Origin of the sequence: Oceanicaulis sp. UBA6590, from assembly GCF_002433705.1 — a bacterium.
Lineage (GTDB): Bacteria > Pseudomonadota > Alphaproteobacteria > Caulobacterales > Maricaulaceae > Oceanicaulis.
Genome location: NZ_DJIQ01000023.1, coordinates 1,571 through 17,658, shown reverse-complemented (window position 1 = coordinate 17,658; position 16,088 = coordinate 1,571). Strand labels below are relative to the sequence as shown.

Below are 16,088 nucleotides of genomic sequence, written 5' to 3'. Positions count from 1 at the left end.
GAACTCCTCGATTTCGATCTGGCGCTGCAAAAGCGGAATCAGCGCCACCGCGACCCGCATTTCCTGCATCTCGGCGAAGGGCTCCTCGCCAAAGCCTTCGGCATTGGCGATGCGGGCGTCATTGGCGCGCACCTGAAGCTGGGGCAGCACCTGCAAGCGGATATCGCCGGCCAGCGTCACCTCCCGGCCCAGAGCCTCCTGCGCCGCGGTCTCGGTGCGCTCGCGGATCAGGTCCGTGGGGATCAGGGCGGGCGCCAGTACGGCGACGCCGATCACGAGAATGACAAGAACCAGAAGAGCGATAAGCAGACGGCGCATGAAGGTGTCTCCCGAGAGCGCGGTAGGGCGGCGGCGACGAGGCTGAGCTTGCGGAATTCCCGCGATCAGCGACAATGATTTACCATATCGCTCAACCAGACCCCAGCCGGTAAGGGAGGGAGAGGGCGATTTGATGGCGAAGCGCCAAAAAGCTGGAACAGGGGACGATCCATGACCGAAGACGAACTCAACGCACTGCCGCGCGTCACCATGGGCCGGCGTGAATTGCTGGTGGGCCTGGCGGCTGGAACCGTATTCCCGCTCGCCGGGTGTGCGACGGATGGCGGCGGGCTGGGCGCGGCGCTGGTCTCGGACGCCCAGATCATGCAGGCCTCCCAGGCGGCCTGGGAGCAGGCGCGCCAGCAGGAAACCATCAGCCGGGACCGGACACTGAACAACACTGTCCGCCGCGTCGGGCAACGCATCGTGCCCGCCTCGGGTCTGACCCAGTATGAGTGGGAATTCGTGGTCTTCGATTCAGATCAGCAGAACGCCTGGGTCCTGCCCGGCGGCAAGGTCGCTTTCTATCGCGGCATCCTTGAGACTATGAGCAATGATGACCAGGTAGCCACCGTGATGGGCCATGAAGTGGCGCATCTCAGCCGTAATCACGCCGCCCAGCGGGCGCGCCAGCAAGCGACGGCCGGCCTCGGGCTCGCTGTGGTCAATGCCGGGCTCGGGGCGGCCAACGTGCAGAATCTCGACACCTGGTCGGGCATTCTGGGCACGGGCGTGACCTATGGCGTGCTGCTGCCCTATTCGCGTCAGCATGAACTGGAAGCCGATATCCTGGGCGTCGATTACATGGCCCGGGCCGGCTATCGCCCGTCCGAGGCGCTGGAGTTCTGGCGCGCCAAATCGGCCCAGAACGCCCGTCGCCCGGTGGAGTTCATGTCGACCCACCCGTCTGACGCCACGCGCATTGAAAATCTGCAGCGTCACATTGCTGAACAAGGCTATGCCTAGGGCGCTGAGCACGGGTGCGCAAAGCGCAGAAACGGGTCTTGCGCGCCGTCGCGCCCGGCGCTAGTTTCCGCGCCCTGTCGTGAGGGCTCCCGCCCCGACAGGGCGCAAAGCGTGCCGCCTTAGCTCAGTTGGTTAGAGCGCTAGATTGTGGATCTAGAGGTCCCCCGTTCGAACCGGGGAGGCGGTACCATCTTCCTTTCAAGACAGGATGGAGCCTTCAGACGCGGCTTTCGCGTGTGGGGCGAATTGTGATTCTCAAACCCTTGTTCTGCTGGGGGTTATCGAGTTGCTCCACAGGTTCCGCCCAAATCGTTAACGCGAGGTCTTGTTAGTTCGGCGTTTTCCGACACCATATTTTCCTTAAGCGAATCTCCAGCCATGAGGCGGATATGGGACGGTTGAGTTCAGGCGGCGCCCAGTTTGTGATCATCGAGAATGATCCGATCTATTCGGACTCGGATCTCGATCGGATTTCCGCTCGGCATGACATCAAGACCCTTCATCGCGGCGCACTCAAGCGGGTGCTGGAGGAGGCCGGGCGGGTCTATCTCGACCAGATGCAGCTCAGCGGGCGCCCCACCCAGACCATTCGCCTGCGCCAGGATCTGCGCAAGGGATTATGCCTGCTTTCTGAACTGATCGAGCTCGTGCCGGACATGCACGAGGCTGGCCCCGCCGGCGCGGATTCCGCCCATGCCGCGGCCCTGCGCGAAGGCGACCGCCAGGTGAAGTCCGCCGCGAAAACCTCTCTCGCTCTGCTCGCGGACGCGCCCTCGACCCTGACCTATCTGCGCGATGTCTACGAAGCGGCGCTGGAGAGTGCGGCTCGGGGCGCCCGTGGAGCGCCCGAACGCACGCGCACTCTTGATCGCTGGCGCAGCCCGATCATCGAATTCTACACGCGCACGCTGGGCCGGTCCTGGATGGATACGGGCACCGAGCATGACGGCGAGCGTTTCATCCGCGATTGCCTCGCCGTGCTTGAAGACGGCGCCGCGCGTGTCGAGCAGGAAGAACGCGCGTCCGAAGCGGCGAGCTAGGCTCTGACTGCACCTGGAAGCTGACCGCTGCTAGCGGCTGTCACCGTCGGCGCCGGCTTCGGCGCGCGCCTCGATCAGGGCGCGGGCGGCGTCGGCGTCCTCCACCTCCTCGATCGTGGAGATGCGGCAACGCCCGCCATCCGGCACGACCACATACTCAAGGCTCGCATTGCAGATCCGGGTGCGTTCGGGAAAGCTGAGGCCCACCTGCATGCCGCGTTCAAGCCCGTAGCAGGAGCGCCTCGTGGTCACGAGATAGTGTCGGCTGGCTCCGCTATTGAGCAGCAGATGCTGGTCATCCAGCGTCGAATAGCCGTTGATGTTCATGATGCGGACGCAGTCGCGTGTGGTTTCGTCAGCGTCCTGGGCCCGGGCCTGTTCAGGCGCGGTCAGCGCGGCGGAGAGCGCGACCCATGCACACAGGGCCGATACGGTTGCAGCTTGCACCATGGCTATGCCTTTCATGTCGGAGTACATCAAACGCGCTGATGTCTTCACGCCCTACGGGATGACCCGCCCCATGCCCGCTCGCAGTCTAGCCCAGAACCTTCCCGATCGCACCCTGATCGTTGGGGGCGGCGCGGTCGGACTGGCCTGCGCCTGGGCGCTGGCGAGTGCGGGCGCACGTGTGACTGTCCTTGAAGCCGCGCAGGTCGGGCGCGGCGCCCTCTGGGCCTCTGGCGGAATGCTGGCGGCCGGATTCGAGGCCTGTTTTGAACTGGAGCCGGGGCATCCGCTCGCCGATCCCTATGCGGGCTTTCTCAGGCGGTCCCAGAGGCTGTGGGGCGACTGGGCGCCGCAAGTGCAGGCGCTCAGCCCCCATCGCCTGGGCTATGATCAGCGGGGATCGCTGACGCCGGCGTTCCAGCCACAGGACCATGAGCGGCTTGATAGGGCGGAGGTTCTGGCCCGCCGGTTCGGCGTCGTTACGGAGCGTGTGAACGCCCGCACTCTGAGCCAGATTGAACCTGTGCTCGCCCCGGGGCTGGGCGCCCTGGTGTTTCCGCACGATGGCCAGCTTGATAACCGCATCATGGGCCTTGTTCTTGCAGACGCCATTCGCGCCAGGGGCGGCGAAGTCCAGGAAGGAATGCGTGTGGAATCCCTGGTGCGCCAGGGCGGCCGGGTGGTTGGCGTCCGCATGTCGGACGGGGCGGAGCGCCAGGCGGATTGCGTCATCCTGGCCACCGGCGCGGAGCGGTTTGTCGAGCTTGCCGAGGGTGCGCGCATGATCCCCGTGAAAGGGCAGATGGTCCGGTTTGACCTGCCGTCAGGGCAGGCGCCGCGGCGTGTTGTGCGCGGGCTCTCGATCTATCTGGCCGCCAAGTCCGAAGGACGCCTGATCGCCGGCGCCAGTGTTGAGCCCGGCAAGACCAGTCTTGAGACTGATCCTGAGACGCTTGAGCGTCTGGTGAAGGCGGCCCGACAGGCCCTGCCCGGGCTGCAGTCGGCTGATTTCGTGGAGCATTGGGCCGGGCTGCGTCCGCAATCGCGCGATGCCATGCCGGTCGTCGGGGAAGTGACGCCGGGGCTCTATCTGGCCCTGGGCGCCTATCGCAATGGCGTGCTCTCGGCGCCGGGCATGGCCGAACTCATGCTGGAAGCCATGGGCGCGACGCCCCGAAGCGCGACTGCTGACTACTTTTCCCCGCAGCGCCAGGCGCTCAGGTCTTAACGAATGTTTACCACATCGCTGTCATCGTGAACGGGTAACGATTCGCGGTGAGCGCCATGTCCAATCCCATCAATCCTGCGGGCGGCAACGCCTTCACGCCTTCCAGACTGATTGCGCAGGCGGCGGAGCGCACAGGGGCGGATTTCGATTTCCTGATGCGTACGGCGTCTCGCGAAAGCGGTTTTGACGCCGGGGCGCGGGCCGCAACGTCCAGCGCAGCGGGCATGTTCCAGTTCATCGAGCAGACCTGGTTCGCCATGGTCGCCCGCTATGGCGACCAGCATGGCATGGGCGACGCTGCGGCCTCGATCGAACAGAATGCTGACGGACGCTTCCAAATTTCAGATCCGTCTCAAAGAGAGGCCGTGCTCAATCTGCGCTTTGATCCGCAGGCCGCTGCTTTCATGGCGGGCGAGCTGGCGGCGGAAAACGCCTCGCGGATCGAGAGCGCCATTGGCCGCTCTCCGACAAGCGGCGAACTCTATGCTGCGCATTTCCTCGGCGCAGGCGGCGCGATCCGCCTTATCCAGGGTGTGGAATCCAACCCGACCCAAAGGGCTGATCAGCTGTTCCCGAACGCTGCGGCGGCGAACCGTCCAGTGTTTTACGACAATGGGCGGGCGCTGAACGCCGGGGAGCTGATGGAGAAGCTGACGGGTGAAGCGGTCACGCTGACGCGTGAGGTCGCCCAGGTCACGGACGCCTCATCGCCGGTGACGGCCATGGCCTCGTCCTGGGCGCGTTTCGCCCAGGGCGGATATGGCGCGGCGCGGGTAGGCGACGGGGTGCTCTCTCCAGCGGTGGTCGAGATCCTCGCGTCCCTGCGCGCTCCGGAGCGTTCCTCTTCCGAAAGATGAAACGGCGATAAGTCGCGCAACAGGTCGTTAACTTCTTGTTGAGACGCTAGAGGCGCGAACAGACCTAGAATGAGGCTTGTAGTGCCATGACTGTTCAGACCCTTCGTGCGCGACTGACCCGTGACGACATTCAGCGCCTGTCCAGTGCGACAGACTCTGAAGGCCGCGCGCTCGCCGCCCGCAAATTCTGCGCGCGCTTTGCGTCCGTGGACCTGAGTGACGACGAACGCGCCATCGGCGCCGAGGTGGTCCGCCTCCTCGCTGAAGACGCGGCTGAAATGGTGCGCCGTTCCTTGTCGGTGACCTTGCAGCGTTCCACGCATCTGCCCCCGGATGTCGCGCGCAAGCTCGCCAAGGATATGGATTCAATCGCCCTGCCGGTCATCGCCGGATCTCCGGTTCTGAGCGATGACGACCTTGTGGAGATCGTCCGCACTTCCTCGGCGCGGCGTCAGGCGGCCGTAGCGGCCCGGTCCTCGGTGTCGGAAAGCGTGGTTCACGAGCTTGTGGAGCTGGGCGATCGCGAGGCGGTCAAGATCCTGGCGTCCAATAATGGCGCCCGGTTCGACGAGCGCGGCTATGCCTCAGCGCTCAACCGGTTTGATGGCGATGCGGATGTGCTGGACCAGTTCGTCCTGCGCAATGCGCTGCCCGTGAACATCACCGAGAAGCTCATCGCCCACATATCGGACGAGGCGATGCAGAAGCTGGTCAACCGGCATGCCTTGCCGGCCCAGCTGGCTGTCGAGCTGGCGGAAGGCGCGCGTGAGCGGGCGACCGTGGATCTCGTCGAGCAGGCGGGCCTGTCGGACGAGCCGCGCCGTTTCGTGCAGCAATTGCAGATGAATGGCCGGCTGACGCCGTCCCTGATCCTGCGCTCGCTCTTCCGCGGCCATATGAGCTTCTTCGAGCATTGCATGGCCGAACTGACCGGACTGAGCCATGAGAAGGCTTGGCTTCTGGTTCATGACGCCGGCTCTCTGGGGCTTGAGACCCTCTTCAAACGCGCAGGCATGCCCGAACGGATCCTGCCGGTGGCGCGCGCCGCCGTGTCAGCCTGGCATTCGCTTGAAATCGGCCCGAACGGCACGCCGGACATTGTCCGTTTCCGCCGTTTGCTCGCCGAACGCATCCTGACCCAGTTCCAGGGCGTGCCTCAGGCCGAGCTGGATTACATCATGGATCGTCTGGATGCCGACGAGACCGAGCTGAGCCGTCGCCATCTCGCGGCGGCCAGCTAGCGTCCGCAAACCGGGACTTCGACTACAGGAACGATTACGGTCGGCGCGGATCAATCCGCGCCGACAAGCGCCACAACCTGGGTTTCCAGCTCTTCAGCGAGCTGACGACCGACCGGGTCTTCATCAGAACGGATATTCTGGATGAGCGCTGCGCGGATCGAGCTTGCATGGGCGCGAACCAGCGCGATCGGGGCGATCGACCGGCGTTGCTTGGTCTCGATCAGCTTGGCCAGAGAGCCTGAAATCCGCGAAATGATGGGAAATTCATAGGTGGAGCCGAGACCGCGCAGATCATGGGCGCAGGTAAAGAGCATTTCACCGCTCTCGCCCAGCAGACCGTCCTGACTGACTGAATCCATCAGGGCTTCCATCTTGGTGACCTCTTCGGCCAGCCAGTCCTGGAATTGATGCTTGATCTGGCCCAGAGCCATTTCCGCGCGTTCGATCGCTGCCTGGTCAGCAGGCGGCAGTTTGCCGCCCACCTTGGCCTTGAGCATGTTCGGCGGATTGATGATCTCAACCGATTTGTCAGGTTTTGCCATGCTGAGGAGGCTCCGCTTCCCGATCTAACTCTTGACCCCTGAACGCACGCGTCGGTCATCGCCAATGCGCGAATCCATCTTACGGCGCCGATCAGGTCCGAAAAAGCTCTTCGAATCCACAAAACGCCTTGGTTTTCTAAACATCGACGAAATGTGTTGGTAAATGCTTTCCGGACTGAACGGTTTCACCATGAATTCAGTCACGCCAGCGTCTCGCGCGCGTTTCACGCGCTCGGCGTCAGCATAACAGGTCAGCATGAGAATGGGCAGGGTGGCGCACGGACTTTTCGCGGGATTGCGAACCCAGCGCACCAGCTCGATCCCGTCGACAGGCTTCATCTTCCAGTCACAGATGAGCAGGTCCAGATGCTCATGCTGGAGGATATCCATTGCAGCGGGGACATCGCTGGCTTCATAGATTCTTGCAGCGCCCATGGCGTGAAGGATCGTGCGCAATATCCCGCGCAGCGGCGCATTGTCGTCAACAATCAGCACCGTCATGCGATCCAGGGTCAGATAGGCGTCGCTGGGCTTCAAGAGGGGCTCCCTGCCAGTGTGTCCCCACCCTAGCAATCAGTCTTTAATGCCCGGTAAGCCATGGGGTTAGGTGGCGAATTGTTCCAGAAGGATGCGCTCATCCAGAGCGCGGCCCTTGTCAAAGAGCATCGTCAGGGTGTGGCCCGGCGCCTGGCAGATCGTCACCGTTTCCGCGTCGCGGAACTCCTTGTTGTCCGCCACGACCGCCACCGGGCGTTTGCGCGGCTCGAGAATGTCGAAGCGCACCATCGAGGACTGACGCAGTAGCGCGCCGCGCCACCGTCGGGGGCGGAACGCGCTGATGGGGGTCAGCGCCAGCAAGGTGGCGTCCAGCGGCAGGATCGGTCCATGGGCGGAGAAGTTGTAGGCGGTTGATCCGGCGGGCGTGGCCACGAGGACGCCGTCCGCGGCGAGTTCCTCAAGGCGCGTCTTGCCGTCCACGCTGACCCGGATCTTGGCGGTCTGGCGGGTTTCACGCAGCAGCGAGACCTCATTGATCGCGAGAGCTTCAAAGGTCTGTCCGCGCGTATCGCGCACAATGGCGCGCAGGGGGTGGATTTCAGCGCGCTCAGCCTGGCTCAGGCGCTCGATCAGCTCATCCATCCGCGGCTCGTTCATCAGAAAGCCGACAGAGCCGAAATTCATGCCGAAAACCGGTATCTTGCGTCCCATGACCGAATGCAGGGCGTCGAGCATGACGCCATCCCCGCCCAAGGCGATCAGCACGTCGGCGTCCAGCAAATCCACTTCGCCATAGCGTTCAATCAGTTCCGCCTTCGCCGCTTGGGCGTCGTCACGATCGGAGGCGTGGTAAGCCAGGCGCATGTCGGCTCCAGTCAGCTCGCCCTGAAATTCGGGAAGGGGGGAAGGGCTTAATGGATTGAACCGTCTGCACTCATCCGGTGCAAGGCCTGACGTGCGGCGTCGCGTGAGTATTGCTGATAAAGCTCCCCCACGGCGCGCTTTGCGGATTCAACGGGCAAGGGATGAGCGCGGCCCTGCTCGCACAGGGCGGCATAGAACAGATGGGCGTGATCAATGCTCATCGCCATGGCGCGCGCCGCAAGAATCGCCACGCGCACGGGCGAACGTCGCAGTGTCTGGCGCCAGTCCGCCGGCTCCAGTCCGGTCAGGCGCGCCACCGCATGATCGGCGATGTCGGTGCGACCGTTCTGCGTGGCGCGAAGCACATCCTCGGCGTTCAGCGCCTCGATCTCGTGAAGCTGGTGGCTCAGTGTCTCGCCCAGGGCGTCGAGATCGACTGCGTCCGGCCTCGCATCCAGCCCCGCCAGTCGGGGCAGGGCCTGGGGGCAGATGTCGTCCAGCAGCGCGTAGACGGCGTCTCCCGCGATCTCATACAGGCTGCGGGCGAACTCGACTTCAAGCGCTCCACGCCCGGACAGAGCCTCCCGCAACAGGCAATCCGCCTTGATCAGATCGGCGGTCTGTTCTGCACACCGGGCATTGAGCTTGGCGCCCAGATTGCGGAAGAGCTTTTCAAGGCAATCGCGCTCGCCGAAGGAACACAGGCGTTCCGCCAGCTTTTCGCTGATCGTGTTGCGCCGAGCGAGTGCAAGGCGTTGCTGCGGCCCCAAGGCGGCGAGCGCCAACAGATCCTGTTCCTTCAGCCGTTCGGAATGCTGAAGGACGGGCGAGGCGATTTCAAAGGCGTCAAACGCCAACGAGCGGATCGCCTCTACCGGCGCCCACGGGCACTCGGCCAGCCGAATGGCGGCCCGGGCCCGGACGCGCGCTTCCGCTGCGCGTAAAAACCCTGTGAGATGCGCGTCAATCTCGCACAGCACCGGTTCAGGCAGCGCCCGAAGCGTGCAAAGATCGGCCAGAGCCAACGCCTTTTGCCCCGCGCGCTCCGAGGGCGGCGGGCGTCCAGCCAGCGGGTCTGAGGTCGAACGCAGCATTAACCCCTCATGCGAAATCGGCCTGACCATGCGATTCGTAGGAAACAAACTGACTGAATCTTAGTTAGTGAATCATTAGCAACGGCGGAGATTGCAGTGCCTAAAGACATGAATGCAGGTGCTTTTACTGATCTCAAGGCCCGCTTTAATGCGGTTCGGTCGCGAACGGAGGCCCTGGCTGCAGTCTTTACTGCTGAAGATCTTTGCGTGCAGACCATGCCGGACGTGTCGCCGGGCAAATGGCATCTCGCCCACGTCACCTGGTTCTGGGAGACCTTTCTCCTCAAGCCGGGCCAGGCTGGCTACACGCCGTTCGATCCGCGCTTCAATTATCTGTTCAACTCCTATTATGAAGCTGTCGGCGAACGCCATGCCCGCCCGGAGCGGGGCTTCCTGACGCGGCCGGGGCTGAACGAGGTGCTGGCTTATCGCGCTCATGTGGACCGGGCGGTCAGCGCCTGGTTCGATCAGGCGGATGCTGAAGCGGTCCAGGCCTTCCGGACGGTGATTGAAACCGGCTTCGCGCATGAAGAGCAGCATCAGGAATTGTTCCTGACCGACATCAAGCATGTCTTGTCCCGAAACAGCTTTCCTGAAGCCGGATATCCGCGCCAGATGCAGACGCCGCCTCTACTGTCCGGCGCGCGTCCGGATCCGGTCTGGATCGGGTTCGAGGGCGGCTTGATCGAATTCGGGCATGAAGGCGCTGAATTCGCCTTTGACAATGAAGGTCCGCGCCACAAGGCGTGGCTGGAGCCGTTCGCCTTAGCGAGCCGGCCTGTCACCAATGCCGAGTTTCTCGCCTTTATCGAGGATGGCGGTTACCAGAAAGCCGAACACTGGCTGTCTGAAGGCTGGGCGCGCATGCAGGAGGAAGGCCGTTCCCATCCCTACTACTGGCGTCGTCAGGATGGGCGGTGGACGCACTTCACCCTGCATGGCGAACAGATGCTGCACCCGGACGCCCCGGTCAGTCATCTCGATTATTTCGAGGCCAGCGCGTTCGCCAGCTGGGCCGGGTGTCGTCTGCCTGAAGAGCGCGAATGGGAATGCGCCGCGCGGGATATGGCCCCTTCACAGGGGCGTTGGGCGGACCCTGACGGGCTGCTCGAGCCTCAGCCCCTGAAACAGGGGTCAAGTTTTCAGGCCCTGTATGGCGAGGTCTGGGAGTGGACCCGTTCGGCCTATTCCGCCTATCCCGGCTATCAGCCGGCGGAAGGGGCGATCGGCGAATACAATGGCAAGTTCATGTGCGGGCAGTTCGTGCTGCGCGGCGGCTCCTGTCTGACACCGCCGGATCACGCCCGGCCGACCTATCGCAATTTCTTTCCGCCGGACGCTCAATGGCAGATGACGGGCCTGCGCCTGGCGAAGGACCTTTAGCCGCGCCCTCAGGCCTGCAGAGGCATGGGCAGGGGCGCGAAAATGCGGTAAACAGTGTTTACAAAGCCGCCGCAGAGCGGGGATCGCACGCCGTATCAAGAGGGAGGAGCGTTATGGACGACGCCAGCCAAATCTCAGTCAAGGATCAGGTCACCGAGGAAGAATGGAAGGCGCGCTGTAATCTCGCTGCGCTTTACCGCCTTGTCCGGATGCATAAATGGGATGATCTGTTTTTCACCCATATCTCCATGCGGGTGCCGGGACCGGATGAGCATTTCCTGATCAATCCCTTCGGCTTGCTGTTCGAGGATGTCACAGCGTCCAATCTGGTGAAGGTTGATATCGACGGAAATGTGCTGCCGCCATCTCGCTATGGCATCAATCCGGCAGGCTTCACCATCCACTCCGCCATTCATCATGCGCGACCGGACGTTAAAGTGGCCATGCACCTTCATACCGACCAGGGAGTTGCGGTCTCCGCGCAGAAGCGCGGTCTGCTGCCGATCTCCCAGCTCGCGATGAATGTGATGAAGGATGTCACCTATCACGACTATGAAGGCATCGCGCTCGACGCCGACGAGAAAGAGCGTCTGGTCGGGGATCTGGGCAAGAACAACCTGATGATCCTGCGCAATCACGGCACGCTCACGGTCGGGGACCATCCCTTCAACTGCTATCTGCGCATGTATCTTCTGGAGCGGGCCTGCTCGATCCAGACACTGGCGCAGGGCGCCGGTGCGGAGCTGATCGAATGGGATGACGCCATGCAGACCCGCGTCTTCAAGCAGGGCGAGGAAGGGGTGACCAATGAACTCTTCCTTGAAATCGCCTGGCACGCATTGCGCGGCCGCGTGGATCGTGAAAGCCCGGGCTACGACGCGTAGAAATCCCCCATGAGGGGAATTTTCTGGACGGATCGCCACCCTTGCGTTTGTATTCCCCCAGGGGAGAGGCGCGATGTGTGGCGGCGTCCAGCACTTTCGGAGAACTGGCGGCCTCTTGCCCGGGGCCGCCTTTCTTGTGGCCGCCCTGCTTTCGATCATCTCCGCACCTGCGTTTGCAGGCGCCTGGACCCGCCCGGCCGGAGACGGCCTGCTCATCACCTCGTTCGGGCATCATCGGTTTGACCTGGGGGCTGAGGGGTTTGGTTATTCCAAGTTTGAAACCGCCCTCTATGCCGAGTACGGCCTGACCGACCGTTTCACGCTGACCGGACGTTTGTCGCAGGAGACACGACAGCGCCGGTTCCAGGTTGAACAACGCCAGGGCGGCGCCCCGACCCTTCGATCCCTCAGTTCCGTCAGTCAGGCTTTGGGGGAGAGCGAGATCGGATTGCGGGCCAATCTCCTGACTTCCGGCTACTGGGTGGTGAGCGCCCAGACTTCCCTGGTGCGGTTCAGCGCGGATCCGAACCCCCTGCTGGGCGGCAAAGCGGTTTGGGGCGCAGACGCTCGTCTCCAGATCGGGCGGTCCGTGGGAGAGGCGGTCTTCATGGAGGCCCAGCTCGGACGCCGATCAGGTTGGGACGGAGCACGGGCCGAGACGCGTCTGGACCTCACGCTGGGCGTCCGTCCGGCTGAAGGCTGGCGCGTTCTGGCCCAAGGTTATTCGGCATGGGGCCAGAACGGTTGGGGCGGCTATCACAGCCGCTTTGAGAGCCATCGCCTTCACCTTTCCGTGATTGCGCCCCTGTGTGAGAGGCTTTCCTTACAGATTGGCGTGATTAATTCAGTGCACAGCGACAGATTGGCGCCCGAGCAGGCGTACATGCTGTCGTTTTGGCGTGAATTCTAAATGCAATGAAATGTGCGATTTTTGATTTTCGCATTAAACGGCGCATATCGGGCATGTGAAATTCTTCAGGAGACGGGGTTATGCAGCGTTGGCTTTTTCTGGCCGCTACGGGGGTGATCTTTGCGATCATGGCGCTTGCAGTGGCCGTTCGCGCCTTATCCGGTGGTGGTGAACAGGCAGGCGGATGGCGCGGTGAGGAGACCCTGGTCTCGGCGTACACCGTCCAGCCGGAAGTCTTTGCGGACGTCGTTGAAGCGCTGGGCACGGCCGGAGCGAACGAATCCGTCAACCTCACCGCCAAGGTGTCTGACATTATCGCCCGGCTCGATTTTGACTCCGGCGCCCGGGTCGAGGAAGGCGATATCCTGGTCGAGCTGCTGGACACCGAAGAAGCAGCGGGGCTGAACGAAGCCCGCGCCACCTTGCGGGAAACCCAGCGTGACATCTCCCGGATCCAGGACCTGACGGATCGGGGCGTGGCCTCGCGCACCCGGCTTGATGAAGCGCAGGCGGCCTATGACCGCGCCCGCGCCCGGGTCGAGGCCATCGAGGCCCGCATGGCCGACCGCATCATTCGCGCGCCCTTCTCGGGCGTCATCGGCCTTCGCAATGTCAGCGTGGGCGAGCTGGTCGGCCCGGGGGACGTGATTGCGCAGCTCGACGACACATCGGTCATCAAGCTCGACTTCACTGTCCCCGAACGTTTCCTTTCGGTCATCGAGCGGGGGCAGACGGTGCGGGCGCGCAGCTCGGCCTTTCCCGACCAGGTCTTCGCTGGGCAGGTGGATCAGGTGGACAGCCGGATTGATCCCGCCACACGCACGGTCACGGTGCGCGCCCTGATCGACAATGAGGCCGGCCGCCTGCGTCCGGGCATGCTGATGACGGTCGAGCTGCGTCGTGATGAACGCACCAGCCCGGCCATACCGGGCTCTTCCATCGTAAGGTTTGACGAACAGACCTTTGTCTACGTCATCGCCGAAGGGGAAAACGCGCCAGTCGCCGTGCGCCGAGATATCGAGCTCGGATTGCGGATCGCCGGCATGGTGGAGGTGACCAGTGGTCTTGAGGTTGGCGAACGCATCGTGGCCGAAGGCGTTCACCGCGTACGAGAGGGCGGCGCCCTGCGTATAGCGAATGCGCCCGCCCAGGGCGGCGGCCGCGGCCTTGAAATCCAGACCGGGGAGGCTGCGCAATGACCCTGACCGATGTTGCTGTCCGCAGGCCGGTTCTCGCTTTTGTCGCGAGCGCCCTGATCATTGTTTTCGGCTTCATGGGGCTGCGTGACCTGCCCCTGAGGGAAATGCCGGATGTGGACCGTCCCGTGGTTTCGGTGAGCGCGGACTATCCCGGCGCCAATGCCGAAGTGATGGAAAACCGCGTTACCCAGGTCATTGAGGACAGCCTGTCGGGCATTGAGGGCGTGGACACGATCAGCTCGTCCTCCCGCGATGGATCGTCCCGGGTCACCATCACATTCACGCTGGAACGCGATATCGAAGCGGCGGCGAACGATGTGCGGGATGCGGTGTCGCGTATTCGAGACCGCATGCCCGATGACGTGCAGGACCTGGAAGTGTCCAAGCAGGACAGCGATGCGCGGCCCTTCCTGTGGTATATGCTCGGTTCGGACCGGATGACCTCCGAAGAGCTCACCGACTATGCCGACCGCTATATCGTGGACCGGTTCACGGTGCTCGACGGCGTTGCGAACGTTCGTATCGGCGGTCAGCGCCGCTACGCCATGCGCATCTGGCTTGATCCTTATGAAATGGCGGCCCGGTCGATCACGGTCGCTGATATCGAGAATGCGCTGCGCTCGGAGAATGTCGAGGCGCCCGGCGGCGCCGTGGAGACCACCGACACCCAGCTTTTCGTGCGCGTCGAGCGTCTCTTCGCCAATGAGGAGGCCTTTGCCCGCATGCCGATCCGCGTTTCCGAGGACGGTCATGTCATCCGTCTGGGAGAAGTGGCGGATGTCGAACTGGCGGCGGAAGAGCATCGTGCGATGTTCCGCGGCAATGGCCAGAACATGGTGGGCTTGGGCTTTGTGCGTCAAAGCAAGGCGAACTCCGTCGCCGTCGCCGAGCAGATCAACGCCGCCATCGACCGGCTCCAGCCTCAATTGCCTGAAGGCATGGAGATCATTCGCGGTTCCGACGACACCGTTTTCATCAAGGAATCCATCAAGGAAGTGTGGCGCACCTTTGCGGTCGCCGCGACACTGGTGGTGCTGGTGATCTACCTGTTCCTGGGCAGTTTCCGCGCCGCCATCGTGCCCGCCGCGGTGGTTCCGGTCTGCATGGTCGGCACCTTTGCGATTCTTGCGGCCGGGGGCTTTTCCATCAACATCCTGACCCTGCTGGCGCTGGTGCTGGCCATTGGTCTGGTCGTGGACGATTCCATTGTGGTGCTCGAGAACATCCAGCGTCGGGTGGATCTGGGCGAGCCGCCCATGCTCGCGAGTGAGCGCGGCGGTCGTCAGGTCTTCTTTGCGGTGATCGCGACCACGGCGACGCTGGTCGCCGTGTTCATGCCGCTGATTTTCCTGCCGGGGCTGATTGGTCGCATTTTTGCGGAACTGGCTGTGACGATCACCGGCGCGGTGGTGCTGTCGAGCTTTGTCGCTCTGACCCTGTCTCCGATGATGACCTCCAAGCTCCTCAAGCCCAGCACGGAGCTGCGTGGTCCTGCGAAATGGGTCAATGACGGCCTGGACAAGGTTCAGAATTCCTACCGTCAGAGCCTTAAGCTGATCCTGGGCGTGCCGTGGATCGTGGCGCCGCTCATTCTCGTCGCTGTGGCGGGCTCGGCCTTCATGTTCTCAAAGCTGCCGGGCGAGCTGACCCCGCCTTCGGATCGCGGAAGCTTCTTCGGTTTCGTTCAGGCGCATCAGGGCGCCAGCTTTGATTACATGACCGGCCAGATGATGCAGGCCGAAGAGGTCGTGAACAGCTATCTCGAGACTGGCGAGCTGCGCCGGGTGCTGGTTGTGTCTCCGGGATGGGGCGGATCGGGCTATAATTCCGGGATCGTCATCGGCAGCATGGCGGACTGGGACGAGCGTCGTCCGGGTGATGAGATCGTCAACGAGATCAATGCGCGTCTCGGACAATTGCCCGGCGTGCGGGCCTTCGTCTCCATGCGCTCGCCCCTGGGCGGCGGCGGGGGCGGCGACGACATCCAGTTCGTCCTGCAGGGCCCCGACTACGACATGCTCAACCGTGAGGCGGATCGCCTGATCGCCGACATCTCCGAACGCAATCCGAACCTGATCCGGGCGCGCAAGGACTATCAGCCCACCGCGCCGCGTCTTCTGGTGGATATTGATCGGGAACGCGCCGCGGCGCTGGGCGTGTCGGTCTCCGACATCAGCCGCACGCTGCAGACGCATCTGGGATCGCGTCGCGTGGGCCAGTTCATCGACCGGGGCGAGGCCTACAACGTCATCCTTGAGAACCGTCAGGCGGACCGTTCCAGCCAGAACGATCTTGAGACCCTGTTTGTCAGGGCCGAGTCCGGCGATCTCATTCCGCTCTCCAGCCTCGTGAACCTGCGTGAAGTGGGCGAGGCGCCCAGCCGCGCCCGCATTGATCGTCAGCGCGCGGTGACGGTGTCGGCCACCATCCAGGGCGATTACACCATCGGTCAGGCCGTGGAATGGCTCGACCAGTGGGCGGCGGACACCCTGCCTCCGGAAGTGGGCACCACCTATGTGGGCGAGGTGCGTGAATTCCTGCGATCCAACAATGCGATCTACTTCGCCTTCGGGCTCGCCCTGCTGATCGTCTTCCTGGTGCTGGCGGCCCAGTTCGA

General features: G+C 63.3%; 16 protein-coding genes and 1 tRNA gene. 11 read left to right on the top strand and 6 right to left on the bottom strand.

Annotated elements, in window-relative coordinates:
* Positions 1-318: AsmA family protein (locus tag B2Z70_RS05210; RefSeq protein ID WP_292981818.1), on the bottom strand; the 318-nt coding region annotated here is incomplete at its 3' end.
* 171 nt (positions 319-489) lie between these two features.
* Between B2Z70_RS05210 and B2Z70_RS05205 the strand changes: the two genes are divergently transcribed.
* The 3 genes from B2Z70_RS05205 (at position 490) to B2Z70_RS05195 (ending at position 2,324) form a co-directional block, all read left to right on the top strand.
* Complete coding sequence (locus B2Z70_RS05205) at positions 490-1,284, top strand: M48 family metallopeptidase (RefSeq protein ID WP_009801200.1); 795 nt, start codon at positions 490-492, stop codon at positions 1,282-1,284.
* 113 nt (positions 1,285-1,397) lie between these two features.
* Positions 1,398-1,474: transfer RNA gene (locus B2Z70_RS05200), tRNA-His, on the top strand.
* Positions 1,475-1,673: 199 nt separating this feature from the next.
* On the top strand, positions 1,674-2,324 hold the full coding sequence (locus B2Z70_RS05195; protein ID WP_292981816.1) for a hypothetical protein: 651 nt from the start codon (positions 1,674-1,676) through the stop codon (positions 2,322-2,324).
* Between the two features lie 30 nt (positions 2,325-2,354).
* Here B2Z70_RS05195 and B2Z70_RS05190 read toward each other — a convergent pair whose 3' ends face one another.
* Positions 2,355-2,774 (bottom strand): DUF6491 family protein, encoded by a 420-nt coding sequence (locus B2Z70_RS05190; RefSeq protein WP_292981814.1) that lies wholly within the window; start codon positions 2,772-2,774, stop codon positions 2,355-2,357.
* Here B2Z70_RS05190 and B2Z70_RS05185 point away from each other — a divergent pair.
* From B2Z70_RS05185 to spbR, 3 genes are all read left to right on the top strand, one after another.
* A complete protein-coding gene (locus B2Z70_RS05185) occupies positions 2,773-3,999 on the top strand; it encodes an NAD(P)/FAD-dependent oxidoreductase (protein ID WP_292981812.1) in 1,227 nt (408 codons plus the stop codon). The genes B2Z70_RS05190 and B2Z70_RS05185 overlap by 2 nt on opposite strands.
* Before the next feature lie 56 nt (positions 4,000-4,055).
* Positions 4,056-4,856: a lytic transglycosylase domain-containing protein gene (locus B2Z70_RS05180; RefSeq protein ID WP_040612449.1), complete on the top strand. Its 801-nt coding sequence runs from the start codon at positions 4,056-4,058 to the stop codon at positions 4,854-4,856.
* An 86-nt stretch (positions 4,857-4,942) separates the two neighbouring features.
* Positions 4,943-6,097, top strand: coding sequence for a SpbR family protein (gene spbR / locus B2Z70_RS05175; protein ID WP_292981809.1), 1,155 nt, complete (start codon positions 4,943-4,945; stop codon positions 6,095-6,097).
* A 50-nt stretch (positions 6,098-6,147) separates the two neighbouring features.
* Here the strand turns inward: spbR and B2Z70_RS05170 are convergent, their stop codons facing one another.
* From B2Z70_RS05170 to B2Z70_RS05155, 4 genes are all read right to left on the bottom strand, one after another.
* Positions 6,148-6,639, bottom strand: a complete 492-nt coding sequence (locus tag B2Z70_RS05170) for a hypothetical protein (RefSeq protein ID WP_009801194.1) — start codon at positions 6,637-6,639, stop codon at positions 6,148-6,150.
* 24 nt (positions 6,640-6,663) lie between these two features.
* Positions 6,664-7,140 (bottom strand): response regulator, encoded by a 477-nt coding sequence (locus B2Z70_RS05165; protein WP_050752891.1) that lies wholly within the window; start codon positions 7,138-7,140, stop codon positions 6,664-6,666.
* Between the two features lie 102 nt (positions 7,141-7,242).
* Positions 7,243-8,001: an NAD kinase gene (locus B2Z70_RS05160; protein WP_009801192.1), complete on the bottom strand. Its 759-nt coding sequence runs from the start codon at positions 7,999-8,001 to the stop codon at positions 7,243-7,245.
* Positions 8,002-8,048: 47 nt separating this feature from the next.
* Complete coding sequence (locus B2Z70_RS05155; protein WP_292981803.1) at positions 8,049-9,095, bottom strand: DUF2336 domain-containing protein; 1,047 nt, start codon at positions 9,093-9,095, stop codon at positions 8,049-8,051.
* Between the two features lie 108 nt (positions 9,096-9,203).
* Here B2Z70_RS05155 and egtB point away from each other — a divergent pair, with 108 nt between their 5' ends.
* From egtB to B2Z70_RS05130, 5 genes are all read left to right on the top strand, one after another.
* Entirely contained in the window at positions 9,204-10,478 is a 1,275-nt protein-coding gene (egtB, locus tag B2Z70_RS05150) for an ergothioneine biosynthesis protein EgtB (RefSeq protein ID WP_292981800.1), read from the top strand.
* Positions 10,479-10,591: 113 nt separating this feature from the next.
* Entirely contained in the window at positions 10,592-11,362 is a 771-nt protein-coding gene (locus B2Z70_RS05145; RefSeq protein ID WP_292981797.1) for a class II aldolase/adducin family protein, read from the top strand.
* Positions 11,363-11,498: 136 nt separating this feature from the next.
* Entirely contained in the window at positions 11,499-12,272 is a 774-nt protein-coding gene (locus tag B2Z70_RS05140) for a hypothetical protein (RefSeq protein ID WP_292981794.1), read from the top strand.
* A gap of 80 nt (positions 12,273-12,352) precedes the next feature.
* Positions 12,353-13,471 carry an efflux RND transporter periplasmic adaptor subunit gene (locus B2Z70_RS05135; RefSeq protein WP_009801187.1) on the top strand — a complete coding sequence of 373 codons (1,119 nt, stop codon included), beginning with the start codon at positions 12,353-12,355 and terminating at the stop codon, positions 13,469-13,471.
* Positions 13,468-16,088 (top strand): efflux RND transporter permease subunit (locus tag B2Z70_RS05130; RefSeq protein WP_292981791.1); only part of this gene is annotated, 2,621 nt, incomplete at its 3' end. The genes B2Z70_RS05135 and B2Z70_RS05130, both read left to right, overlap by 4 nt.

Coding starts and splice junctions, on each gene's coding strand:
- B2Z70_RS05205 (WP_009801200.1), top strand. CDS start 490: ATGACCGAAGACGAACTCAACGCACTGCCGCGCGTCACCATGGGCCGG.
- B2Z70_RS05135 (WP_009801187.1), top strand. CDS start 12,353: ATGCAGCGTTGGCTTTTTCTGGCCGCTACGGGGGTGATCTTTGCGATC.
- B2Z70_RS05155 (WP_292981803.1), bottom strand. CDS start 9,095: ATGCTGCGTTCGACCTCAGACCCGCTGGCTGGACGCCCGCCGCCCTCG.
- B2Z70_RS05165 (WP_050752891.1), bottom strand. CDS start 7,140: ATGACGGTGCTGATTGTTGACGACAATGCGCCGCTGCGCGGGATATTG.
- B2Z70_RS05185 (WP_292981812.1), top strand. CDS start 2,773: ATGGCTATGCCTTTCATGTCGGAGTACATCAAACGCGCTGATGTCTTC.
- B2Z70_RS05180 (WP_040612449.1), top strand. CDS start 4,056: ATGTCCAATCCCATCAATCCTGCGGGCGGCAACGCCTTCACGCCTTCC.
- B2Z70_RS05170 (WP_009801194.1), bottom strand. CDS start 6,639: ATGGCAAAACCTGACAAATCGGTTGAGATCATCAATCCGCCGAACATG.
- B2Z70_RS05190 (WP_292981814.1), bottom strand. CDS start 2,774: ATGGTGCAAGCTGCAACCGTATCGGCCCTGTGTGCATGGGTCGCGCTC.
- B2Z70_RS05195 (WP_292981816.1), top strand. CDS start 1,674: ATGGGACGGTTGAGTTCAGGCGGCGCCCAGTTTGTGATCATCGAGAAT.
- spbR (WP_292981809.1), top strand. CDS start 4,943: ATGACTGTTCAGACCCTTCGTGCGCGACTGACCCGTGACGACATTCAG.
- egtB (WP_292981800.1), top strand. CDS start 9,204: ATGAATGCAGGTGCTTTTACTGATCTCAAGGCCCGCTTTAATGCGGTT.
- B2Z70_RS05145 (WP_292981797.1), top strand. CDS start 10,592: ATGGACGACGCCAGCCAAATCTCAGTCAAGGATCAGGTCACCGAGGAA.
- B2Z70_RS05160 (WP_009801192.1), bottom strand. CDS start 8,001: ATGCGCCTGGCTTACCACGCCTCCGATCGTGACGACGCCCAAGCGGCG.